Source organism: Corynebacterium sp. UBA4397 (assembly GCF_002390965.1).
Classification (GTDB): domain Bacteria; phylum Actinomycetota; class Actinomycetes; order Mycobacteriales; family Mycobacteriaceae; genus Corynebacterium; species Corynebacterium flavescens.
Window position 1 is genome coordinate 15,659 of sequence record NZ_DGRD01000044.1, and the last position, 21,176, is coordinate 36,834.

Sequence of the window (21,176 nt, forward strand, 5' to 3'; positions counted from 1 at the left end):
ACTCATGCGCATTGCACTTGTCACCGAGGTCTTTCTCCCCAAGATCGACGGCGTTGTCACACGCCTGACAAACACCCTCCAGCACTTGGCTGCGCTGGGGCACGAGGTGGAAGTCTTCGCCCCAGGCAAACCGCCTGCCTCCTATGCCGGTTTCAACGTCAACTCGATACCTAGCATCCCCTTCCCCGTCTATCCGGAGATTAGGATCGGGTTTCCCACGTGGCGTTTCTTCCGCAAAATCCGCGCCTTCGACCCCGATGTCATCCACGTTATCAACCCCATTTGGACTGCGGCTTTGGGGGTATTCGCAGCCCGGCGCGACCGTGTACCGCTGGTGGCAAGCTTTCATACCAACGTCCCCGAATACGTCGAAGCGCTCGGAATCGGCTGGACTCGGCCCGCAGCGTCGGCCGCCATCCGCTACCTACATAATCAGGCAGCAGTCAATCTCTGTACCTCTGGCCCCATGGTTAAAAAGGCCCAGTCGATGGGGCTGCGCAACGTCCAGCTGTGGCCCAAGGCAGTAGACACTGTTAACTATCGCCCGGACAAGGAGGATCCTCGCATGCGCGAGTTACTCAGCGGAAACCATCCTGAAGCCCCGCTCATTGCCTATATTGGTCGAATCTCGAAAGAAAAGGATCTTGCGCGCCTTGATGACGTCATGCGTCAGGTGCGGCGGTCCTTGCCGCAGGCGCGGCTGGCCATGGTCGGTGACGGTCCATATCTCCAACAGCTCAAGGCAGATTTCGACCCGGAACACACCTACTTTGCCGGATACCTCTCGGGAGAAGATCTCGCCGCGGCCTTTGCCAGCGCCGATGTCTTTGTATTCCCCTCGGCCACGGAGACCCTCGGCCTTGTGGCTTTGGAGTCCTTCGCTTCCGGAGTCCCTGTCATCGGCACCAACGCCGGGGGCATTCCTTTCGTTGTTGAGGATTCCCGCACGGGGCTGCTGATGGATGCAGATGCCCCGAACGAACGCTGGGCGCAGGCTATCGTAGAACTACTATCTGCCCCAGAGCGCAGAGCGCAGATGGGCGCTGCCGCCCGCGCGGAGGCGCAGCGCTACTCATGGCTAGAATCGACCAAGGCTCTTGTCTCCGCATATGAAGAGGCTGTAGCACTTCAGTAGCACTTCAGTAGTCTAGAAACCAGTAGCAAGAGCAGTCGAGATAAAGAGTTAAGGAAGAGATCCTATGAGCACTGCCTCCCCGCGCACTCTCGCCGAATTACTCTCGGCAGGTGCCTTCATTCAGGCCGGCATCGACTCGGACTTTCGGGCCTCCCTCGGCGAGATTCACGGAGTGGAGTTCAATTTCTTGAGCGCTGGTGCCGAGCAGCCCCCAACTGAACCTACTGGACCTGCTGAGCATGCCTCTGCGAGTGCAGACGGCAATGGATTAGAAGTAAACCAACTCGTGGAGGTTCGGGTTCATACTCCCCGCGGCGCGCGTGACTTCCGCGGCGTCCGGCTTGCAGTCATCGAGGATGAGACATGGCACTGGGCCACCTCCGCAACAAACGTTTATGACATCCCGGAGCTTAAAGAGCCTCAGCCCTATAGCGAATACCTAGTCCAAGCGGCGCGCTGCATCGTGGGGGGATTGCCCATCTTCATCGCCGAACAAGACGGGGATGCTTCAACTGCTTCGCCCATGAGTGCACGCCGCGCTGCTATCGCAATTGTTTACGAGGCCGGTGCCCTTCCCCCGCGTGATTGCATCATGGCCGGGATCGAGGCTTATAGCGGGCTCATCGATGAAAGAGCCGCCCTGCTCGGCCTTGCCGAAAAGCTACAGTTAACTGTCCAAATAAACGGCGACTACATGCAGCTTTTTGATGGCACCACGGCGCGCTTTAGCCCCATGGATTCGATCGACGGCTCCCGCCTCATTTCCCTTAACGGTTCGGCATGGGGCCTCTCCCCCTATCACGTGCTCGCAGACTCCCATTACATGGCCGTCGAGCAGCAGCTTTTTATCAACGGGCGCTATCCTGGCCTGCAGGCACAGCTTGACCTCGACCGCGGCAAGGCCTGGCTGAGCAACCAGGATTTAGGATTCGAGGCGGATGCCTTTGTCATCGCCACAACTACCGCACAGGAATTCACCTGGGCGTGGGCCGATCGAAACTTGGAGGGCTCCCCAGCAGCGGCGGCCTCGCATAATCTCCACCGCTTCGGAGCCGATCAAGCGATTCCAGATCTGGTACGCCCCCGGCTGCCGTTGAGCTGGGCTAAGCAAGCGGCCTTGCCGCACCTGGCTATGCCTATCTTGGGCGTTTTTTCCCTGACCAGTGTCGCGCTCGACGCCGAGACCACAGCACTCGTCCTCGTGTCCGCTCCGGAGTTATCGCTACCTGAGCCGAGTGAGGCAGCCATCGCGGCGACCCTCGCGGTGGCTGTCCCCCAGGGCGTGGATGAAAAGCGTGCGCGGGCGTCTTATGCGCGCCTGCGCGGAATAGAGTTACCCCAGCTTCCTTAGATTCTCTAGCTGCGGGGATTAAGGGCCGCCCGAATGGAGTCCACGTCGACGTCCTCACCTCGGACAGGGCTGAACTTCGCATCGAAGCTCTTGTCCACCAATACCGCGCGGATGCCCTCGGCGAAGTCATCGCGGCGGTACATGAGCTTTCCTAGTGCCTTTTCGAGTTCTAGGCCCTCCCGCAGGCTGACCTCCCCGGACTCCGCATGGAACAACTCGAGCGAAGCAACGATTGACGTCACGCAGCCGGAAGCGGTGAGCTTTGTCAGCAACTCCGCGAGGTCCGGATGCGCTTGAGCAGCAGCACAGATCTCCGGCCACGTCTCGTGAGCAAAGGCCTCCTCAATGGCTGGCGCCAACGTGGCGAGGGGAGCTGGCTCCGCGGGCTCGGTGGCGTGCTTGTCCACGGCCGCTTCGATGCCCTGCTCGATAGCATCAGCCACAAACCCCTCCGGATCACTAATGACGGAGGTTGCCAGTCCGCTCCACAGCATGTCTGCGGCGTACATGCGGTATCCGGTCAGAGCCCAGAACTTAGCTATCTCCGGCGAGGCCACCCCACGAGAGCCCACCATGCGCTGGGACATGTGTGCCACGCCGACGTCGGTGAAGTATCCAATAGCTGTCTCCGGCATGGAGGCAAAAGCTTTCTCGGTGACAATGCGGTGACTGCCGTGCGCCGAAATGCCCAGGCCACCGCCCATCACAACGCCGTCGATTAGCGCGGCGATGGGCTTGGGGTACTCACCAATATCCGCATTGGTGTCGTACTCGTGGGCAAAGAAGTCATCCACCCCGTCCACGTGACCGCCTAGAACGGCCTCGCGCGCATGCCGGACGTCACCGCCGGCACAAAAGGCCTTGGGGCTATTGGAAAGAATAATGATCTGGGTGATGTCATCATCACCTCTCCAGGCGTCAAGCGCCGTGGCGATGATGCTCACCATCTCCGGGTTTAGTGAGTTCAATGCGCGCGGGCGATTGAGTTCGATCACTCCGGTATGGTGGCGGGTGTAGGTCAGAACTGGTGCTTCAACTTTTTCTTGCAGAGACATGAAGCCCAGTGTTACACATCACTAAGCAGTTCACCAAGAGAACTGGATCATAGATTGGTAGTTGTCTTGATTCCCAAGCTCATTGCACTCGATATGGACGGAACGCTACTCGATAAGGAGGGGAATCTACCCCCGGATTATTGGGAACTCAATGAGCTTGCCGCGCGGCGCGGCGCTATCCTCGTCCCCGCTTCGGGCCGCCAGCTTGCCACCCTGCGCGCGATGTTCCCACAGGGCCGGGACTTCATCGCCGAGAATGGCGCGGTTATCGTCCACGACAATGAGATCATCGGCACCACGGAGCTCCCTCCTGCCGCCGTATCCGCGGCCCTTTCCGCCCTTTCCACGGTAGAGGTCCCGCACACTATTGTTCTGTGCACGCCAGAGACCGCATTCGTGGAGGAAGGCACCGGGGAAGAAGCCCTCACAGAGATCAACAAGTACTACCGCTCGCTCACCCGGGTTGATGATCTCAATAAAGTAGCGAAGACAGGCGTTATCAAAATTGCCGTCTTTTGTGCGCAAGGCAGTGAGGCTCATGTGGCCGCGCCCATCCGCGCCGCCGTCCCCGAGCACAACGTCGCAATCTCCGGCGCTGTGTGGCTCGATGTCATGGCCCAGGGCGTCAATAAAGGTATCGCCCTGGAGAAGATGGCAGCATTAATCGGTATCCCTTTGCAGGAAACAGCGGCCTTTGGCGATTTCCTCAACGACTACGAGCTTCTCCACACCGCCGGACTGGCCATTGCAATGGAGAATGGCCACCCGAAGCTCAAGGCCATAGCTGACATCATTGCCCCGCCCAATACCGAGCACGGCGTAAGTACTGTACTGCGCCAGCTCTTAAGCCCCGAGCAAGAATAAGAATCAGCTTCTGTATTAACTACAAGAATCTGGTGGTAGCCCGCTTTCTACTTGGGGCTGGGGAGCACTCCCCTATCTTTAGGGATCTATTCTGAGTGCGCGATAACATTACTCAGTTGTCATTTTTTAGTTTGTATTGGGGAGAATTATTGTGAAGCGGTTCCTGCGTTCTTTGCTGGGTCATCCCCGTAAATCAGCGTCTAGCACCGCAGATGCCCCGCGTTATGCGCCCGTGGGGGATCATCCCGAAGGAGAGGACTCGGCAGCAGCCCGAGGCACGTCCGCCACAAATGAGAAGCCAGCACCGGATTCCGGTGAGCAAGCTCAGAAGAAGCCTGAGCCACATCCCATTCCTACCCCCAAAGAGGTGGCTGAGCGCACCCAAGAACTACACAAAGCTCAAGGTGCCTCCCCCACTTTGCCTGCCAAGAACTCCCCCACTGCCGATCTCTCGGACGTGCGGAAAGCTGCGCGCCCTAATCCGGATAACTCCCCCTCCGATAAGCTTCCGCCGCGTCGGCGCAAAGACGCTCCTGCCGCCGGAGCGAAAGCCACCGTTATCCCCTCAGGTTCACGCGCTACAGATGCACACGCTGCTGAGTCCTTATCGAACGCAGTGCTTGCCTCTAAGGCTGTGCCTGCCGCCGCAGACGAAGACAAGGATTCTCGCCCGGCTGACACAGCGCGAAAGACTGCGCCTAGAACCTCTTCGCCTCAGACTTTGCCTCATAGGACCGCATCTTTTAACCCCACCACCCCCTCGATTCCGAGTGTCGCAGCCAAGCGCTTTTCCCTTCCCTCTCAGGCATCAACCATGCCCACTTCAGGCATTCAGCTTCCAAAAGTGCGCCCTCCAAAGGCTGTCAGGCCTGCAGCGCCCACGGAGCTTCCATACCCTGAGCGAGGACTACAGCCGGTAAAAGATTCTGCGGCCCCCGCGGTGAAGCCTGCAAAGGCAGCTACTGAAGTCGCAGCTAGACCCAGAGTTGAGCCCACCGTGGTGCCGCCAGCGCAAAAACCTATAGACGGTGCGAAGGATGCCGCCCCGGATTCTGTTCCGGAAGTCCCCCCGGAGGCCTCTCCTGCGGGAAGCATTTCGCGGGCACTTGCACGTCGCTCCCAGCCGGTAGGCTCCCCCACTGCCCGGCAGTTGAAGGCTGACAAGAAGACACGATCCCGCAAACAGCGCGATGTTGCCCCCCAACAGGATGCGGTCAAGAGTTCGGCGCCTTCACCTGCGCCTGCCCAGCGCAAGGCCGATGTCGCTTCGTCTGAGCCGGACGCGCTGGCTTTTCCTGCTGAAAGCCAAGCTGTACTGAAAAACAAGCGTGCCCGCCTGCGCCAGGTCAAGTCTCTTGACGGCGTGCGTGGTCTAGCGGTTCTGGCCGTGGTGATTTATCACTTCTTCGGCGATGTGCTGCCCGGCGGCTATCTCGGCGTCGACATGTTCTTTGTACTCTCTGGATTTCTCATCACCTCCTTGCTGGTGCGTGAGTTTAGGGTCAGTGGGCGCATCAGTCTGCGAGACTTCTGGTTGCGGCGCTTCCGCAGGATCCTGCCCGCAGCCATCATCGTGCTTTTTATCTGCACAGCGCTCGTCTCTGCCATTGGCGGCGACCTCGCCGTGGGCATTCGCCAGCAGTTCTTCGGCACCTTGTTCTTTGTCAATAACTGGACACAGATTGCCACCTCGCAGTCTTATTTCGCAGAGAACGAGGTGCAGGTATTCGCCCACTATTGGTCACTGGCCGTCGAAGAGCAGTTCTATGTCATCTGGCCACTGCTCATTTTCGCAGTTTTCCTGCTTTCCAAGCGCTACCCGCGCCGCGGTCCTATTGTTCTAGCTTTAGTCCTTGCCATTGCCTCCGGCATCGCAATGGCGCTGATCTATACTCCGGGCGATGACCCAACCAGGGTCTACTACGGAACCGATACTCACGCCTTTGGACTTCTTATAGGCGCAATCCTTTCGCTCCTGGTGACCTCCTTGCACCGCGACCCGCATGCTGACTCCTGGCCAATCGGCGACAAGCGAATCTCCGCATTCGCCGGTGCCGTGGGGCTTTTTGCCACGGTCGGATTCGTTGCCCAGCTTTTCCTCATGGGTGCCGACCTCGACTTCACTTACCGCGGGGGATTGATCCTCACCAGCATTCTGGGCGCTGTGATGATTTGGGGCGTTCTGCACGAGACCGCCCCCTTGCGCATTCTTTTTGCTAACCGCGTCATGCGGTGGTTCGGCCAACGCTCCTTCTCCCTCTACCTCTGGCACTGGCCTTTGATCATGATTTTGAAGGCGCTGTTTAACACCGACCCCGCCCATGACCGTTCCACACTGCTCGGGCTTATATGCCTGCCGCTGTCTTTCCTCTTGGCGGAAATTACCTATCAGCACGTGGAGAATCCCTTCCGTCGCGGCGGATTCAATAAGACGTGGAATGGCTACTGGGCTTCCCGTCCCAGCATCGACGAGATTCACGCTGCGTTCCGCAAGGTGGCGTGGCCGGTGGTCCCGGTTCTCGTGGTGGCAAGCATCGCCGGCGTTGTTTATGGGGTCATCAACTCGAATGACAAGACACAGCTCGAGCAAGAACTAGATAAGTTGCAAGAGCTCAACCAATCCGGCGCTACCGCCCCGCAACCTCCAGTGACAGCGCCGCCGACCACCGAAAATAGAGCCCGGCCGATTCCGCAGGGCAGCGACATCACTGCTCTCGGTGACTCCGTCATGCTCGCATCGAGCCAGGCGCTCAATGCTCGCTTCCCTGGAATCTACATCGACGCAGATGTCTCGCGGCACTACTCCGCCGCCATCCCTATTATCGAGGGAATGAAGCAGTCTGGCGCTCTTCGCTCCACCGTATTCCTGGGGTTTGGTACGAATGGCGCGGGCTTCCCTGGCCAGCTCGATGAGCTTATTGACGCCATTGGCGGCGACCACACCATCGTCCTCTCTGTCCCCTACGGCGACCGCGATTGGATGCAGTCGGCGCGCACCGAAGTCGTGCAAGAAGCCCAGGCACGGGACAATGTCTACATCGCCGACTGGTGTACCCGTGCGACTCAAGATCAGACGCTGCTGTATTCGGATGGGGTGCACCCGGAAGGTCGCGGCGCCGATGAGTACGCCCTCGCCTTCCAGCAAGCGCTGGAGCAGTACTCCAACCACGAGAAGAGCACCTCGACGGCCTGTACCATTTAAGATCCCGTAACGATCAATGAGAAACCCGCGAGCACAGTCTTGAGATTGCACTCGCGGGTTTCTGCGTGGGAAGGACCTATACGGAGGGTTGATCTATACCGAGAACTCGGCCATTTTGTCCCACGAGGTCTTTCCCTCGATGCGGAAGTTAATGATGTCTGGGGTCTCCAGCAGATACTGCGGGAACTCCTCGCAAGAGCGCTTGAAGTGCTCGGACTGCACGTGCGCGACATCCTCCCCGTCGGCATAGGTCTCGAGGAGGAGAAAGCGCTGCTCATCTTGGGGGTCGCGGAACCACTTGAAGTCTAGGCACCCCGGCTCAGCGTTGCAGGCCTCCGTGTACCAATTCACCTCATCGAGAAAGGTGTCCTTGTATTCCGGCTTGACGTGAAACTGTACGTTGATGAAAATCATGACGCCCATGGTACGCGATGATGAGAAGTCCCTCGAACGCTTCTTTAGTTGCGGAAGTACTCCACCAGATAGAGGTACTCGCCATCATAAGATACAGCTGTACCAAATCCGGTTCCCTGCATGGGTGTGACGCTGCCTGCGTTGTTTAACCAGCTCAAGCGTTCTTGGGCTTGGCCTTCAGTAAGCCGATAAACATTGCCCGTGCCTTCCTCAAGGTGGGTATTGCCGTCACCGACATCGGAGTGGAACTCAAGCTCCCCACGCTCTCCTTGGGCGGCCCATTCTTGAGCAATGTCGGCAGCGACCCCGTCGCGATAATGCCCCGAAGCCTCTAGGTGCGCGACGGTAACCTGCTCGAGATCGGTAGCAACCTGGGGCAAGTGCGCAACCACAGCACCAGGTGGCTCCTTGCCCAGCTCCCCATACTGTGAGCCAGCGGGTAGGCTGGTTGTTGGGCTGACAGCAACCGCAGGGGACGGTTCTTGCGCTGGGGCGCTAGCCCCGGAGGCGGCAAGCGCCAACGCGGTGGTGGTCAGGATGCTAAGGACGCGGCGTGGAGTATTCATACCTGTCACGTTCTCACAAGCAACTCACCGTGAACAGGCTACATAGACCTTATAGGCAGAATTGATACCGCATCGTAATAGTAGAGGTCTTTCTACATCACCTCGTGTGACCACGGGCTAACGCCAAGCTTTCCTCGAGGACACGACCTCTTGGAGGCCTTATCCCTCCAGTGCTTCACCCAATTCCATCCATTCGGCTTCCAAGTCTTCGCGCTGCGCGTTGAGCTGCTTGAGCTGGGCATCGAGCTTGGTCAGGGCCTCTGTATCAACCTTTTCTGCAGCGTCGGCCATCTCAGCGTTGACCTTGTCGGCTTCCTTATCGAGCTTAGACATCTTGCGCTCCAGCGCGTTCATCTTCTTCTTGAGTTCTCTTTCCTCCTGAGAGGAGAGAGTCTTGGCGGCAGGCGAGTTGTGCTCCGCCAAATCCGGAGAGCTGGCAGCGACTGTCTTCTCACCCAAATCAAGTACCTTGCTGCCGCTTTCGGCCTCGAGAAGAGAACGCCGACGCAGGTACTCATCGATACCCCCTGGAAGATTGCTCAGCTTCCCATCACCGAAAAGCGCGTAGGTAGAATCCGCAATGCGCTCGACAAGGTAACGATCGTGGGAGACCACGACCATGGTCCCCGGCCAGGAGTCCAAAAGGGACTCGAGCTCCTGGAGAGTATCGATGTCGAGATCGTTGGTGGGCTCGTCGAGGAGCAACACATTGGGTTCTGCCATGAGAACGCGGGTCAGCTGCAGGCGGCGCCTCTCGCCACCTGAGAGGTCCCCCACGGGGGTGCGCTGACGCTTGGGAGAGAATCCGAGCCTTTCTGCCAGCTGGGAGGCAGAGATTTCTTTGTGCCCCAGCTGGACGTAAGTGGCGACGTCCTCAACGGCGTCAATAAGCCGGCGTTGGGGATCAAGATCATCTAGTTCTTGGCGCAGCCAGCCCAGCCGCACGGTTTGACCAACGATACGCTTTCCTGCGGCGAGCGGATACTCGCCGGCCAGCGCCCGCAACAAGGTGGTCTTGCCCGAACCGTTTACTCCCACGAGGCCGATGCGCTCCCCCGGTGCGAGGCGCCAGGTGAGGTGATCCACTAGGGTGCGGCCATCCGGCGCGGTGATTGTTGCATCCTCCAGCTCGATGACCAGCCGGCCTTGGCGCTGCTTGGAAAAAGCCATGAGCTCGACCTTGTCGCGGGGAGCCGGGACATCCGCGATGAGTGATTCTGCCGCCTCGATGCGGTAGCGAGGCTTCGACGTACGTGCGGGTGCGCCACGACGCAGCCAGGCCAACTCCTTGCGGGCAAGGTTCTGCCGGCGCTGCTCCATTGCCTCAGCTTGGCGGGCTCGTTCCGCTCGGGCGAAGATCCAGTCGTTGTAGCCACCCTCATAGATATCAACCTTCCCATCGTGGACTTCCCAGGTACGCGAGGCAACGAAGTCGAGGAACCAGCGGTCGTGCGTGACAACTACGATGGAAATCTTGCGGGATACCAGGTACTCCGCCAGCCATTGCACGCCTTCCACGTCGAGATGGTTAGTAGGCTCGTCGAGGATGACCAAGTCTAGGTCCTGCACGAGTGCCGCTGCGAGGTTAACGCGGCGGCGCTCACCGCCAGATAGCGAACCCACTGGGGTGTCGAGACCCAGATCTACGATTCCCAGCCCAGAGAGAACATCGCGGACTTTGGCATTGGAGGCCCATTGATAAGTCTCGAGACCTAAGGGCTCGATGATGGCGCCAGCTACGGTGAGTTCCTCATCGAGCTCAAAGCGCTGCGTGACCACGGCCATTCTCAGCCCAGAGGTATGAGATACCCGTCCGGCATCCGGCGGCTCAATCCCGCTTAAGACCTCCAGCAGAGTTGTTTTTCCACCGCCGTTGACTCCGACTATTCCTATCCGGTCTCCCGTCTGCACACCGAGGGACACCCCGTCCAGCAGCGTCTGCAGGCCATAGGTTTTTGAGACTTGTTCGAGGTTAATTAGGTTCGCCATAACGTTTTCCCATCCTAGTGCCTGCGGGGTTAGTACCCCATTTCCGCTAGATGTTGAAAATGAAAGTCATTATCAATAGTATCGACCGGCATGAAGAAACCCATTCTATCTATGATCGCTGTTGTCTCGAGCACTGCACTACTTCTCACGTCCTGCTCGAACCCCAACGGAAACTCAGCAGATACCTCTGCATCTCCCACCGAGGCCGCTTCGTCCTCGGAAGCACACGAAGACCACGACCACGGCTCCCACGACGACATGGAAGCCGGCGAGGGCGAAACCGAGGTAGCACAGCTGCCCAACCGCGTAGTTATCTCCTACGAGGGCGGTCTCAAGACCTATGATGCCAAGACCGGCAAGGTTCTCGATGAAGAGGACATGCCTGCATTCCTACGCCTAGCCAACGCCGGGGACAAGCGCCACGTCATGGTCACCAAGGGAGACAAGTTCCTCACCTACGACAGCGGGCTCATCACTAAGCCACACGGTGACCACAACCACTACCACACCGCTGAGCCGACTCTCGATGACGCCACCTACGATGCACCCCACGCCGGTCACGTAGTCTCTCACGACGGCTTCACCGCCTTGTTCTCTGACGGCAATGGCACTGTTCAGATCATTCCAGATGACCAGATCGCCGACCCCAAGGATGTCAAGACCTTTGAATCCGGTGCCGCCCACCACGGCGTGGCGGTACCGTTTAAGGACGGATCCGTTGTCATGACCAAGGGAACCGAGGACGAACGCCACACCATCCAGCACAAGGACAAGGATGGAAAAGTCCTTGCAGAGACCGATCAGTGCCCAGGCGTGCACGGCGAGGCTGCAGCAGGAAACGGTAATATCTTCTTCGGTTGCGAAGATGGCCCCGTAGTCTTCGATGGCAAGGAGTTCCACAAGATCGACGTTTCTTCCTACGCAGGCAAGGACGGCTACCAGCGCTCCGGTAACTCCGCCGGTTCGGAAGAATCCAACGTCATCTTGGCCGATAACAAGACTGATAAGGATGCCGAGCAGGAGCACCCCATGTCTGTTTCCCTCATCAATACCGAGGACTACAGCACAAAGAAGGTCGAGTTGGGATCTTCCTACTGGTTCCGTTCCCTGGCACGTGGCCCCTTGGGCGAAGCCCTCGTCCTCACCAACGACGGCAAACTCAACATCATCGACGCCGATAGCGGTGAGGTTACCAAGCGAATTGATGCCATCTCTGAATGGAAAGAGAACGAAGAGTGGCAGCTTCCTGGACCTATCCTCAAGTCCGAGGACGGATACGCCTACGTCACCGACGCCAACAAGAAGGAACTGGTCGTCATTGACCTCCTCAAGGGCGAGGAAGTTAATCGCTTCGAGCTGGACTACCAGCCGACTGAGATGTCAGTACTCTAAGCAATTCGCGGCAGCACCGCCGGCGTTACCCGCCTGAGCTTTAAATCAGGTGGGCGCCGGACCCGGGTGAAGAAGATATTAAACCCTTCGTTCCCGGGACAGCCATGGTGACCTGAAATACCACTTCTGCGGCGGTGGCTTTATCCGGGCACAAGAAAGCACAGGTCGGCCCCGAGCCGGAAACTATTCCGGCCAAGGCCCCTGCTTCTTGTCCCACGTCTAGAACCTTGCGGAGGTCGGGGCGCAAGGATAGGGCCGCCGCCTGCAGATCGTTTTTCAACTCGCCTGCGAGGCGCTCTGGATCACCAGAGATAAGCGCCTGCGACACCCTCGTAGTATCTAGGCTGGGTGAGCTCCCCTTGCCCTGGCTACGCAGCTCATCGAGCTTCTGAAATACGGACGGGGTAGAAAGCCCCTCCTTCGAGGTGATGAGCGCCCAGGTATAGCGCCCGCGAGCCAACATCGGCGTGAGTTGTTCGCCGCGGCCAGTGCCCAAAGCAGTGCCACCGAGCAAAGTGAAGGGGACGTCGGAGCCTAGGTCAGCAGCGAGAGAAAAAAGCTCATCCTCGCCCAAGGAGCGGATATCGTAGGCGCGGCTGAAACAGCTATCAGCTAGCCGCAGCGCCGCAGCGGCATCAGCCGAACCGCCGGCCATCCCGCCCGCAGCAGGGATCTCCTTATGCAATTCGAGCTCAACGACAGACAGCTCGCGCGGGCCGAACTTCTCTGCCAGCCGCGTGGCAACGGCATCGACAGCGCGCCACGCCAGATTGCTCTGGTCCGCCGGAACGCCTGCCGCATAGGGTCCCGACACGTTTATTGCCCGCACGTGAGTGCCCCGGGGCGCTGCACCTTCCGACTCACTTAGAGTCACGGTGTCGTGCACGTCCAAGGACTGGAATACAGAGACCAACTCATGAAAGCCGTCGGCGCGGGAGTTTCCTACCCCGAGGTGGAGGTTAACCTTGGCGTGTGCCTTGGCGCTAAAGAGGAAAGAATCTATTTGCTCAGGCTCAAGCATGCTCTACTCCCCTCACTCCGGCTAGGCGCACGAAGTCGGCGACGCTGAGCTTCTCACCGCGCAGGCCAGGCTCGATGCCGGCAGCGCGCAATGCCTCCTCAGCAGCCGCGGGCGATCCATAGTGGCCGGCCAATGCCGCCCGCAGGGTCTTGCGGCGTTGTGCAAAAGCGCCGTCGACAAGCGGCCACACCGCGGCGCGGGACTCCGCAGTAATGGGCCAAGGCTCCTGCTCGAAGCGATCGATGCGCACAAGGCCAGACTCGATATTGGGGGCAGGCCAAAATACATTCTTTCCAATGGTTCCAGCCTTGTACACAGTGCCGTAAAAAGAGGCCTTGACGCTTGGGACACCGTAGATCTTCGAGCCTGGCTGCGCTGCGAGGCGCTCAGCCACCTCGAGCTGAACCATCACCAATACCCTGCGGATAGAGGGGAAGGTTTCCAAGAAGTGGAGCAGTACCGGAACTGCCACGTTATAGGGCAGGTTAGCCACCAACGCGGTGGGGGCGTCCACGTCCTGTGCATCGACCTGCAGCGCGTCCTTGTACACTACCTCTAAGCGCTCACTTAGGCCGGGGGCGCGCTCGGCGACGGTGTGCGGTAGCTGGGAAGCCAAGCGGGGATCGATTTCTACCGCCTGTACTGAGTGGCCCGCGCCAAGCAAGCCCAGGGTCAAAGAACCCAACCCGGGGCCGACCTCCACCACTGTGTCCTCGGGGCGCAGCTCAGCCGCGTTGACGATACGCCGAATGGTGTTCGGATCGTGGAGAAAATTCTGACCTAGCTTCTTGGTCGGGGTAATGCCCAAGCTGCTGGCAAGCTGTCGAATCTCCGTGGGACCTAAAAGGTCCGCCGCGTAGTCACTCATGCAGTCCAATCTAGTGCAGGAACCAAAAGACCCCTCCCGCCGGGGTATGGCCCAGCGGGAAGGGTGGAGTATTTAGGGAGTTAGCGCAGACCCATCTTGGAGGTACACGCGGGCCAAGCGCCCCAGCCCTGAGAGGCCTGGACCTTCTCAGCAACGGCAATCTGTTGCTCGCGGGTGGCCTGCCATGCCTCAGGAGCATAAGCGGTGCCGCCGAAAGCTGCCCAGGTGGACGGGGTAAACTGCAATCCACCGGAGAAACCATTGCCGGTGTTGATATTCCAGTTTCCGGTTGCCTCACACTGCACGAGCTGATCCCACACAGAACCGTTGGCAACGGAAGGAGCAGAGGCACTGGCGGCCTTCTTGGTGCCACGCGCAATGATGGAAGGCTTGGCCTCCACGGTGACGGACTGCTTGAGGACATCGTTGGATTCCTCAGCGCCATTCTTCATTACCTGCTTGCGCGTAACGACGCGCTCGCCCTTGACGCCCTGCTCACGGACAACTTCGCTGCCCTCTTCGAGCTCACTATCATCTACATAGTGTGCATCGGCATCGAACTGCTCGATTGCATCGAATACCTTGGTATCGATCTTATCCACGGTAATGGACATGCCGTTGGTCACGGGAGCATCCGAGGATGGGGATACGCGGTCATCATCATCAACCTTGATGCCACGGTCCTTGATGATGTCACCCACGGTCTTAGCGGCGATGTTGGTATAGGTGATCTTGCCGCCATCATTGATTTTCACGATCTTGGGGGAAATGACCTCGAGGTCCATTCCCTCTTGAACGGCCTCGTCACTTTCGACCTTTTTATCCTCGGCCAACACGACGGCGTTGGGGGCGACGTTGCCCAAAGAACCGATCAGGTCGGAGACCTTCAGGGAGGTGGTAGACATCTTCTGCTGCACGCCATCGACGGTGACAGCCACCGGCTTGGCGGTGCGAACCGTGATGCTATCACCGTCATTGACCTTCTCGGAAGGGGCCGGGTAGACAAGATCTTCCTGCCCGACGCTTACGCCAGCAGCGTTCAGCGCCTCATCGACGTTGCCCGCCCACGTGGCCAGCTGAACCTTGTCACCGTTGATATCGACGGTGACGTCCTTCTGTGCCGTGACGGCAACGACGCCGCCGACTGCCAAGGTTCCCAAGACGCCGCCGGTAGCAAGACGCAGCGGCAGGGAGCGGGAGCTGTTGATTCGCTTGATCTGGTTTACAGGTGACATGAAACTCTCTTCGGTGAAGTCAGTTGAACTCAGTAGCAGTGCCATGCCCCGCCGGGCGCTACCTCCAGGGGGAAGCTGCAGCCTAGTTATAAAGACGGGGCGAACGATTAATAACGATACGATAACATCCCGGTATAGTCGAGAGCCAATCTTCGTTATAGTTCACAGGCGAAACATCGGCCACATTTATCGCCCCCGCCACCGCCTACCAGCCAAAATATAAACTATGATGCTGGTCACACATTCTGAGAATTTGCTAAGAACCTAGCCTATACACCGCATCGAAGGTGTTGTTGACCTCTTGAACTAGCTCTTCTACCCGGACCCCGCGGGCCTCGGCGATGCAACGATACGTGTGGCCGATTAGAGCCGGCTCGTTGCGCGAGCCCCGAAAGGGCTCGGGAGTCATATAAGGGGCATCGGTCTCCACTAGTAACTGGCCCGCCGGCGCAATACGCGCGGCCTCACGCAGCTCCTCATTGCGCTTGAAAGTTACGTTGCCGGCGAAGGAGAGAATATAGCCACGCTCAAGCGCCTCACGCGCGACCTGCAACGGTGAGGAGAAGCAGTGCAACATCACTGCCCGAGGCTGCGGGGACTCCGCCAGTATTCGCAGCAGCGCCTCATCAGCCTCGCGGTTATGAATCATAAGCGTCTTTGCGGATTCCACCGCCAGATCAATGTGCCACCGCAGCGCCTCTTCCTGAGTGTCCATGTCCGCGGTAGTCTCCGGTGCATGTTCTATCCAATATGCGTCTAGTCCCGTCTCCCCTATGGCCACGCAGCGCGGATCTGCCGCCATCTTGCGCAGGCGTTCCTTCGCTGAATCGTCGAGTTGACCGGCGCGCACGGGGTGAATGGCGCAGGCCGCATAGACATCAGCGAAAGCGTGGGCAGCAGATAATGCTGCGGCGGATTCCTCTATATCGTCTCCGACGGTGACGATGCGGCCTACTCCTGCCGCCTCCGCGCGGGAGACCACGTCCGCGTCCGAATCCGGGTGTGAGGCCAGGTGCGTATGGGCGTCAACCAGCGCGCTCAGGCCTTCTACCGGCACGGGAATGGGACGAGGCTTCTTCTTAGACATGCCCGCGATTGTAGTTGTAGTCTTTTAAACCATGCTCATTCGCCCCGCCGTGCTGGCCGACGCCGCCGCACTCAGCGCCATCTATAACCAAGCTTCCTCTGCCACACCGGCGCACAACCTTGTGACGTGGCAGGAATCCCTTTCCGATCGCGAGCAGTGGCTGCGCGACATGGAAGAAGAGGGCTACCCCTTATTCGTCGCAGTCGAGGACGACGCCGTCTTGGGTTGGGCCGCGTACTTCCAATTTGTCACACCCGCTATCTACTTCGGCACCGTCGAGAATTCGATTTATCTGGCCCCCCAAGCGCGTGGCAAAGGCGTGGGCACCAAACTCCTGCGCGCGGTTATCGACGCCGCCGCGCAGGACGAATACGTGCAAACGATGATTAGCTACATCGTCGACCACAACGAGGCTTCGATCGCCCTTCACCAAAAGCTGGGCTTTGTTGAGACCGGCCGCATGCCAAATATCCACACCAAGGACGGGCACCGGCTCGGCTTAGTCCACCTGCAATTGGATTTCCCACGCGATTCCATCACCACTGAGCGCACCCCTGAGCGCGCGAACTGAGCGAACTTGGCGAGTGTTCCACCTGACTCATCGCCCATTGAGCTCGTCATCGATGAATACTGAACGCGTAGCGCCCAGGCTTGCGCCCAGCATGGCGAAGGACAAGATGATAAGCACCACGAGCGGCACGGTCCAGTTGCCGCTCCAGCTGTTTAGGGCCCCAAGTACCAGCGGTACAACTCCGGCCAAGACATAGCCGCCCGGCTGCACGAATCCTGAGAGCCGGGCAGTCATGACTGCCGTTCTCGTCCGTGCTGCCAAGAGCGCAATGGCCAGCGGGAAGCACATACCCCCCACTCCCATCAACCCGGCCCACAGCAGTGGCGCACCGGCCGCGTCCACGAGCATTCCGCCCCATCCGCTCGCGGTGCACAAGGCTAAGAAGATGGGGACGGGGCGCAGGTTATTAAGGCGCTCAATTAGCCAAGGCATAAGAATGCCGCCGACAATATTGAGCGCTCCGATAAGTGCCAAAGCCAGGCTGGCGGTACTTTGTGAAACGCCCTTGTCCATGAGCATCTGCGGGAGCCACCCCATCTGCACGTAAGCCATGGTGGATTGTAGCCCGAAGAAAAGCAGCATCGCCACTGCCGTTGGTGATTTAATAATGGGAACCGAAGGGCCCGCGTCCCCGAGCGGGGCGTGCGGGATGTCGCCCCACGTCCGCGGCAACACGGCGAGCCACACCAGCAGCGCAATGCCCACTGGGATGGCCCACACGGCGAGACTACCGCGCCAGGTCGGCATCACCACGGCTGACAGCGGCCCAAGGGCGGAGGATAAACCCAGCACCGAGGTGTAAAGGGTCATCAGCACAACCATCTGGGAGACTCTTCCGTGTTGTTTGATCCACGCGGGCAGGACAATGTTGGCCACTGCCATTCCGCTTACCAACAACAACGTCAGCGCCAAGAATCCGGCAAAGCTACCGGTCCAGGGGCGCAGTGCCAGCCCAATGAGCATGGCTATTCCACCGACGAACACGGTCAGGGAAAGCCCCGACCTGCGCGCGATGGGAACCGCGCACCACCCCATGATGGCAAAAACAATGCCGGGCAAGGCGGTGAGCACTCCGACGGTGGCCGGGCTAATCCCAAAGTTCTCTCGAATCTGCGCCAGTACCGGCGCAACCGAGGCAATCCCCGCTCGCAAGTTCAACGAGGAGATGCCCACAACCAAGAGTATGAGGAAGAAAGCTAGCGGGTTGCGTGACTTGCCCATGTTCTAAAGCTGCCTTCCTACAAATAGATGAAACCCGCCTCCTATGACAAACACTCGTTATACCTCGCAAGCACGAGGTATCCGCAGCGTTTTGAGGAGGCGGGGAAAGCTAAGAACCTGCCTACTTGAGTACCGGAGCCCACTCGGGGCCGGTCTCCCCCAACTCTGGATCAAGCTTGGTGATGAGCGGCTTCGGCTTGTTTAGCGGCGTTCCCGGTTCCACCTGGACTCGCTGCCATACGGCCTGCTGCTTGGTGTAATCACCGGTAATGACGGGATAGGGATGATTCTCTGGCGGCAGACCTACTCCGACAAGATCCACCGGCATGTCATCGAGGACCTCCTCGATGACGGGCTGCGCCGCCCATACGCCCGTGCGTCCCAAGGTCTCATGCACCTTCTGAGCCGTGAATGGCAGGAAAGGTGTGAGCATCACATTGCAATCAGAGACGACCTGCAAAGCAGTCCATAGCACCGTGGCCAGGCGCTCGCGCTGGGTCTCATCCTTGGCCAGCTTCCATGGCTCCTGGTCCGCAATATAAGCGTTGGCCTCCCCGACGACGTGCATGACCGCGCTTATAGCCTGCTTGAACTTAGAGCTTTCCAAGAACTGGCCGGCCGTGGCGAAAGTCTCCTCCGCCAAAGCCAGGATCTTTTCATCTGCTGGCTCTAAAGAAGCAGGCGTAGGAACTTCGCCGAAGTTCTTATGCGCCATGGAGACGGTGCGGTTGACTAGGTTGCCCCAGCCATTAGCCAGCTCGTTGTTGATGCGGCGGACGAACTCGTCCCACGTGAAGTCGGTGTCGTTATTTTCCGGTCCGGCCACGGCGATGAAGTAGCGCAACGCATCGGGCCCGAACTGAGCAAGGAAGTCCTTGACGTAGATGACCACGCCCTTGGAGGAAGAGAACTTCGAGCCGGACATGGTCAGGTACTCGGAGGAAACCACCTCGGTGGGCAGGTTGAGGTCACCGTAGGTATGCAGCTCGCCGCCTTTGGCGCCCTTACCCGCATAGCCCAAAAGCTCTGCGGGCCAGATCTGGGCGTGGAAGGTGATGTTGTCCTTGCCTTGGAAGTAATAGTGGCGGGCCTGCGGGTTCTGCCAGAACTCTTTCCATGCATCGGGGCGGCCAATGCGATAAGCCCACTCAATGGAGGCAGAGAGGTAACCCACGACCGCATCAAACCACACGTAGAGCTTCTTTGCGCCGTTGTCCTCCCAGCCCTCGACGGGAATGGGGATGCCCCAGTCAATATCGCGGCTCATGGTGCGCGGGCGCATATCTTCGAGCAAGTTCAAAGTGAACTTCAAGACATTGGGACGCCAGTCCTCGCGCGTGGATAGCCACTTCTCAAGTGCATCTTTGACTGCGGGCAGATCCAGCAGGAAATGCTCGGTCTCTACGAAGATCGGGGTTTCGCCGTTGATCTTCGAAACCGGGTTGATGAGGTCAGTGGGATCGAGCTGGTTGCCGCAGTTATCGCACTGGTCGCCGCGGGCACCCTCTGCGCCACAGATGGGGCACGTTCCCTCGATGTAGCGATCTGGCAAGGTGCGCCCAGTCGAGGGAGAAACCGCGCCCATGGTGGTCTCTTTGATCATGTAGCCGTTCTCATACAAGCCCCGGAACAACTCTTGGACCACTGCGTAGTGGTTGCGCGTAGTGGTGCGAGTGAAGAGATCATAGGAAAGGCCGAGCCGAGCTAGGTCCGTGACGATTTGCCGGTTATAGCGGTCCGCCAACTCGCGGACGGTCACGCCTTCTTTATCGGCTTGGACGAGGAGCGGAGTGCCGTGTTCGTCAGTACCAGAGACCATGAGCACGTTGCGACCACGCATTCGCTGGTAGCGCGCGAACACATCCGAGGGAACGCCAAACCCCGCCACGTGTCCAATGTGGCGGGGGCCGTTGGCATAGGGCCATGCAACATTTACTACTACTGACTCACTCATGACCCCTAGCCTATCGAAGCCCCCCTTGAGGGCGCACGATCAGGTAAGAATTTTGGTCTGCTACTTGTGACGTTGCTGCCGGCGCTGCTTGAGCGCGTGCGCACGCTGGTACTCGCGGTGGATGCGGCGCTCCCGAGCCAACTTCCGCTGGAATGCCTGCGCCTCGCGATACTCGAGGTAGATCACGTCATTGCGGAGATCCTTGACTAGCGAGAACATCAACAAGATGAGGACCACGAGGAAGGGCGAGGCCGCCACGATGGTCACGTTTTGCAAGTTGCTCAGCGCATCCTCGTTGGTCAAAAGAAGCACAAGGCCCACGGCTGCGGTGAGCGCTCCCCACGTGGCAGAGAGCCAAGGCGCAGCGACTGCCCTTCCGTTTTGGGACATCGATCCCATGACCGTGGAAGCGGAGTCAGCCGAGGTGACAAAGAATGTCGCCAGCATAACCATAGCGACGATGCCGGCTATCATGCCCAGCGGCAGCGCGTGAAGAAGATTAAACAGCTCTTCTTCGGTGGATTCGCCAGCGATGGACTCACCCTTTTGCTCCAAGTGGATGGCTGTACCGCCAAAGATGGCAAACCAGAGGGTCGAGACTCCCGCAGGGACAAGAAGTACACCGATGCAGAACTCGCGGATCGAGCGCCCGCGCGAAATACGGGCCAAGAACATGCCGACGAAAGGAGACCAAGAGATCCACCATGCCCAATAGAACAAGGTGTAGCTAGACAGCCACTCGCCTGCCTCCCCGTTGTTCGACTCGGCGGTACGGGCGATCATCTCGGTGAAGGAACTGAGATAATTGCCAACGGAGCCTGGAACGAGGTTGAGGATAGAGATCGTGGGGCCCAGGATGAACACGAAGATGGCCAGCACTGCGGCCATAACCATGTTGGCATTAGAAAGGTACTGAATACCGCGTCCTACCCCGGATATAGCAGACAAGATGAAAGCCAGGGTAAGTACGAGAACGATTCCCACGACGACAAAGTCAGATGGGCTAGATATCAAGCCCGAGGCCTGCAGGCCGGCCTGAATCTGCAGCGCGCCCAAGCCCAAGGAACAGGCGGTACCGAAAACGGTGGCGAAGATCGAGAGGATGTCGATGAACTTACCCACCGGGCCATTGACGGCGCGCTCCCCAAAGAGAGGGGTAAAGGCCGAGGACAGCAACTGCTTGCGCCCGATTCTGAAGGTCGAGTAGGCAATGGCCAACCCCACCACCGCATAGATGGCCCACGGGTGCAG

General features: G+C 59.0%; 17 protein-coding genes. 6 read left to right on the plus strand and 11 right to left on the minus strand.

Going from position 1 to position 21,176, the window contains the following annotated elements; genetic code table 11:
- Nucleotides 1–4: 4 nt before the first annotated feature.
- Nucleotides 5–1,135, plus strand: coding sequence for a glycosyltransferase family 4 protein (locus tag B2696_RS09560; RefSeq protein ID WP_075729482.1), 1,131 nt, complete (start codon nucleotides 5–7; stop codon nucleotides 1,133–1,135).
- 64 nt (nucleotides 1,136–1,199) lie between these two features.
- Nucleotides 1,200–2,486 (plus strand): DUF6882 domain-containing protein, encoded by a 1,287-nt coding sequence (locus B2696_RS09565; protein WP_075729481.1) that lies wholly within the window; start codon nucleotides 1,200–1,202, stop codon nucleotides 2,484–2,486.
- A gap of 5 nt (nucleotides 2,487–2,491) precedes the next feature.
- Here B2696_RS09565 and B2696_RS09570 read toward each other — a convergent pair whose 3' ends face one another.
- On the minus strand, nucleotides 2,492–3,541 hold the full coding sequence (locus B2696_RS09570; RefSeq protein ID WP_286955143.1) for a 3-hydroxyisobutyryl-CoA hydrolase: 1,050 nt from the start codon (nucleotides 3,539–3,541) through the stop codon (nucleotides 2,492–2,494).
- A 66-nt stretch (nucleotides 3,542–3,607) separates the two neighbouring features.
- Between B2696_RS09570 and B2696_RS09575 the strand changes: the two genes are divergently transcribed.
- On the plus strand, nucleotides 3,608–4,405 hold the full coding sequence (locus B2696_RS09575) for an HAD family hydrolase (protein WP_286955144.1): 798 nt from the start codon (nucleotides 3,608–3,610) through the stop codon (nucleotides 4,403–4,405).
- A gap of 151 nt (nucleotides 4,406–4,556) precedes the next feature.
- Nucleotides 4,557–7,607 (plus strand): acyltransferase family protein, encoded by a 3,051-nt coding sequence (locus tag B2696_RS09580; protein ID WP_286955145.1) that lies wholly within the window; start codon nucleotides 4,557–4,559, stop codon nucleotides 7,605–7,607.
- 93 nt (nucleotides 7,608–7,700) lie between these two features.
- Here B2696_RS09580 and B2696_RS09585 read toward each other — a convergent pair whose 3' ends face one another.
- The 3 genes from B2696_RS09585 to B2696_RS09595 form a co-directional block, all read right to left on the minus strand.
- A complete protein-coding gene (locus B2696_RS09585; protein WP_276623642.1) occupies nucleotides 7,701–8,021 on the minus strand; it encodes a putative quinol monooxygenase in 321 nt (106 codons plus the stop codon).
- Between the two features lie 44 nt (nucleotides 8,022–8,065).
- On the minus strand, nucleotides 8,066–8,587 hold the full coding sequence (locus B2696_RS09590) for a hypothetical protein (RefSeq protein ID WP_286955146.1): 522 nt from the start codon (nucleotides 8,585–8,587) through the stop codon (nucleotides 8,066–8,068).
- A 159-nt stretch (nucleotides 8,588–8,746) separates the two neighbouring features.
- The gene (locus B2696_RS09595; protein ID WP_286955147.1) at nucleotides 8,747–10,576 is read right to left on the minus strand and encodes an ABC-F family ATP-binding cassette domain-containing protein; all 1,830 of its coding nucleotides are present in this window, start codon (nucleotides 10,574–10,576) and stop codon (nucleotides 8,747–8,749) included.
- A 90-nt stretch (nucleotides 10,577–10,666) separates the two neighbouring features.
- Here B2696_RS09595 and B2696_RS09600 point away from each other — a divergent pair, with 90 nt between their 5' ends.
- The gene (locus tag B2696_RS09600; protein ID WP_286955148.1) at nucleotides 10,667–11,968 is read left to right on the plus strand and encodes a hypothetical protein; all 1,302 of its coding nucleotides are present in this window, start codon (nucleotides 10,667–10,669) and stop codon (nucleotides 11,966–11,968) included.
- Between the two features lie 40 nt (nucleotides 11,969–12,008).
- Here B2696_RS09600 and B2696_RS09605 read toward each other — a convergent pair whose 3' ends face one another.
- The 4 genes from B2696_RS09605 to B2696_RS09620 all read right to left on the minus strand — a co-directional run bounded on the left by B2696_RS09605 (nucleotide 12,009) and on the right by B2696_RS09620 (nucleotide 16,179).
- Nucleotides 12,009–12,989: a 4-(cytidine 5'-diphospho)-2-C-methyl-D-erythritol kinase gene (locus B2696_RS09605; protein ID WP_075729474.1), complete on the minus strand. Its 981-nt coding sequence runs from the start codon at nucleotides 12,987–12,989 to the stop codon at nucleotides 12,009–12,011.
- On the minus strand, nucleotides 12,982–13,857 hold the full coding sequence (gene rsmA, locus B2696_RS09610; protein WP_075729473.1) for a 16S rRNA (adenine(1518)-N(6)/adenine(1519)-N(6))-dimethyltransferase RsmA: 876 nt from the start codon (nucleotides 13,855–13,857) through the stop codon (nucleotides 12,982–12,984). The genes B2696_RS09605 and rsmA overlap by 8 nt, the downstream gene beginning before the upstream one ends.
- An 80-nt stretch (nucleotides 13,858–13,937) precedes the next feature.
- Nucleotides 13,938–15,092 (minus strand): resuscitation-promoting factor, encoded by a 1,155-nt coding sequence (locus tag B2696_RS09615; RefSeq protein ID WP_286955149.1) that lies wholly within the window; start codon nucleotides 15,090–15,092, stop codon nucleotides 13,938–13,940.
- Between the two features lie 256 nt (nucleotides 15,093–15,348).
- Entirely contained in the window at nucleotides 15,349–16,179 is an 831-nt protein-coding gene (locus B2696_RS09620; protein WP_075729472.1) for a TatD family hydrolase, read from the minus strand.
- A gap of 31 nt (nucleotides 16,180–16,210) precedes the next feature.
- On the opposite strand from B2696_RS09620, the gene B2696_RS09625 reads away from it, so the two are divergent.
- Nucleotides 16,211–16,750, plus strand: coding sequence for a GNAT family N-acetyltransferase (locus B2696_RS09625; protein WP_075729471.1), 540 nt, complete (start codon nucleotides 16,211–16,213; stop codon nucleotides 16,748–16,750).
- Nucleotides 16,751–16,777: 27 nt separating this feature from the next.
- Here B2696_RS09625 and B2696_RS09630 read toward each other — a convergent pair whose 3' ends face one another.
- The 3 genes from B2696_RS09630 to B2696_RS09640 all read right to left on the minus strand — a co-directional run.
- Nucleotides 16,778–17,971 (minus strand): MFS transporter, encoded by a 1,194-nt coding sequence (locus B2696_RS09630; RefSeq protein WP_075729470.1) that lies wholly within the window; start codon nucleotides 17,969–17,971, stop codon nucleotides 16,778–16,780.
- A gap of 121 nt (nucleotides 17,972–18,092) precedes the next feature.
- Entirely contained in the window at nucleotides 18,093–19,925 is a 1,833-nt protein-coding gene (gene metG / locus B2696_RS09635; protein ID WP_286955151.1) for a methionine--tRNA ligase, read from the minus strand.
- Between the two features lie 60 nt (nucleotides 19,926–19,985).
- The coding region (locus tag B2696_RS09640) for a BCCT family transporter (RefSeq protein WP_286955152.1) at nucleotides 19,986–21,176 on the minus strand (1,191 nt) is incomplete at its 5' end.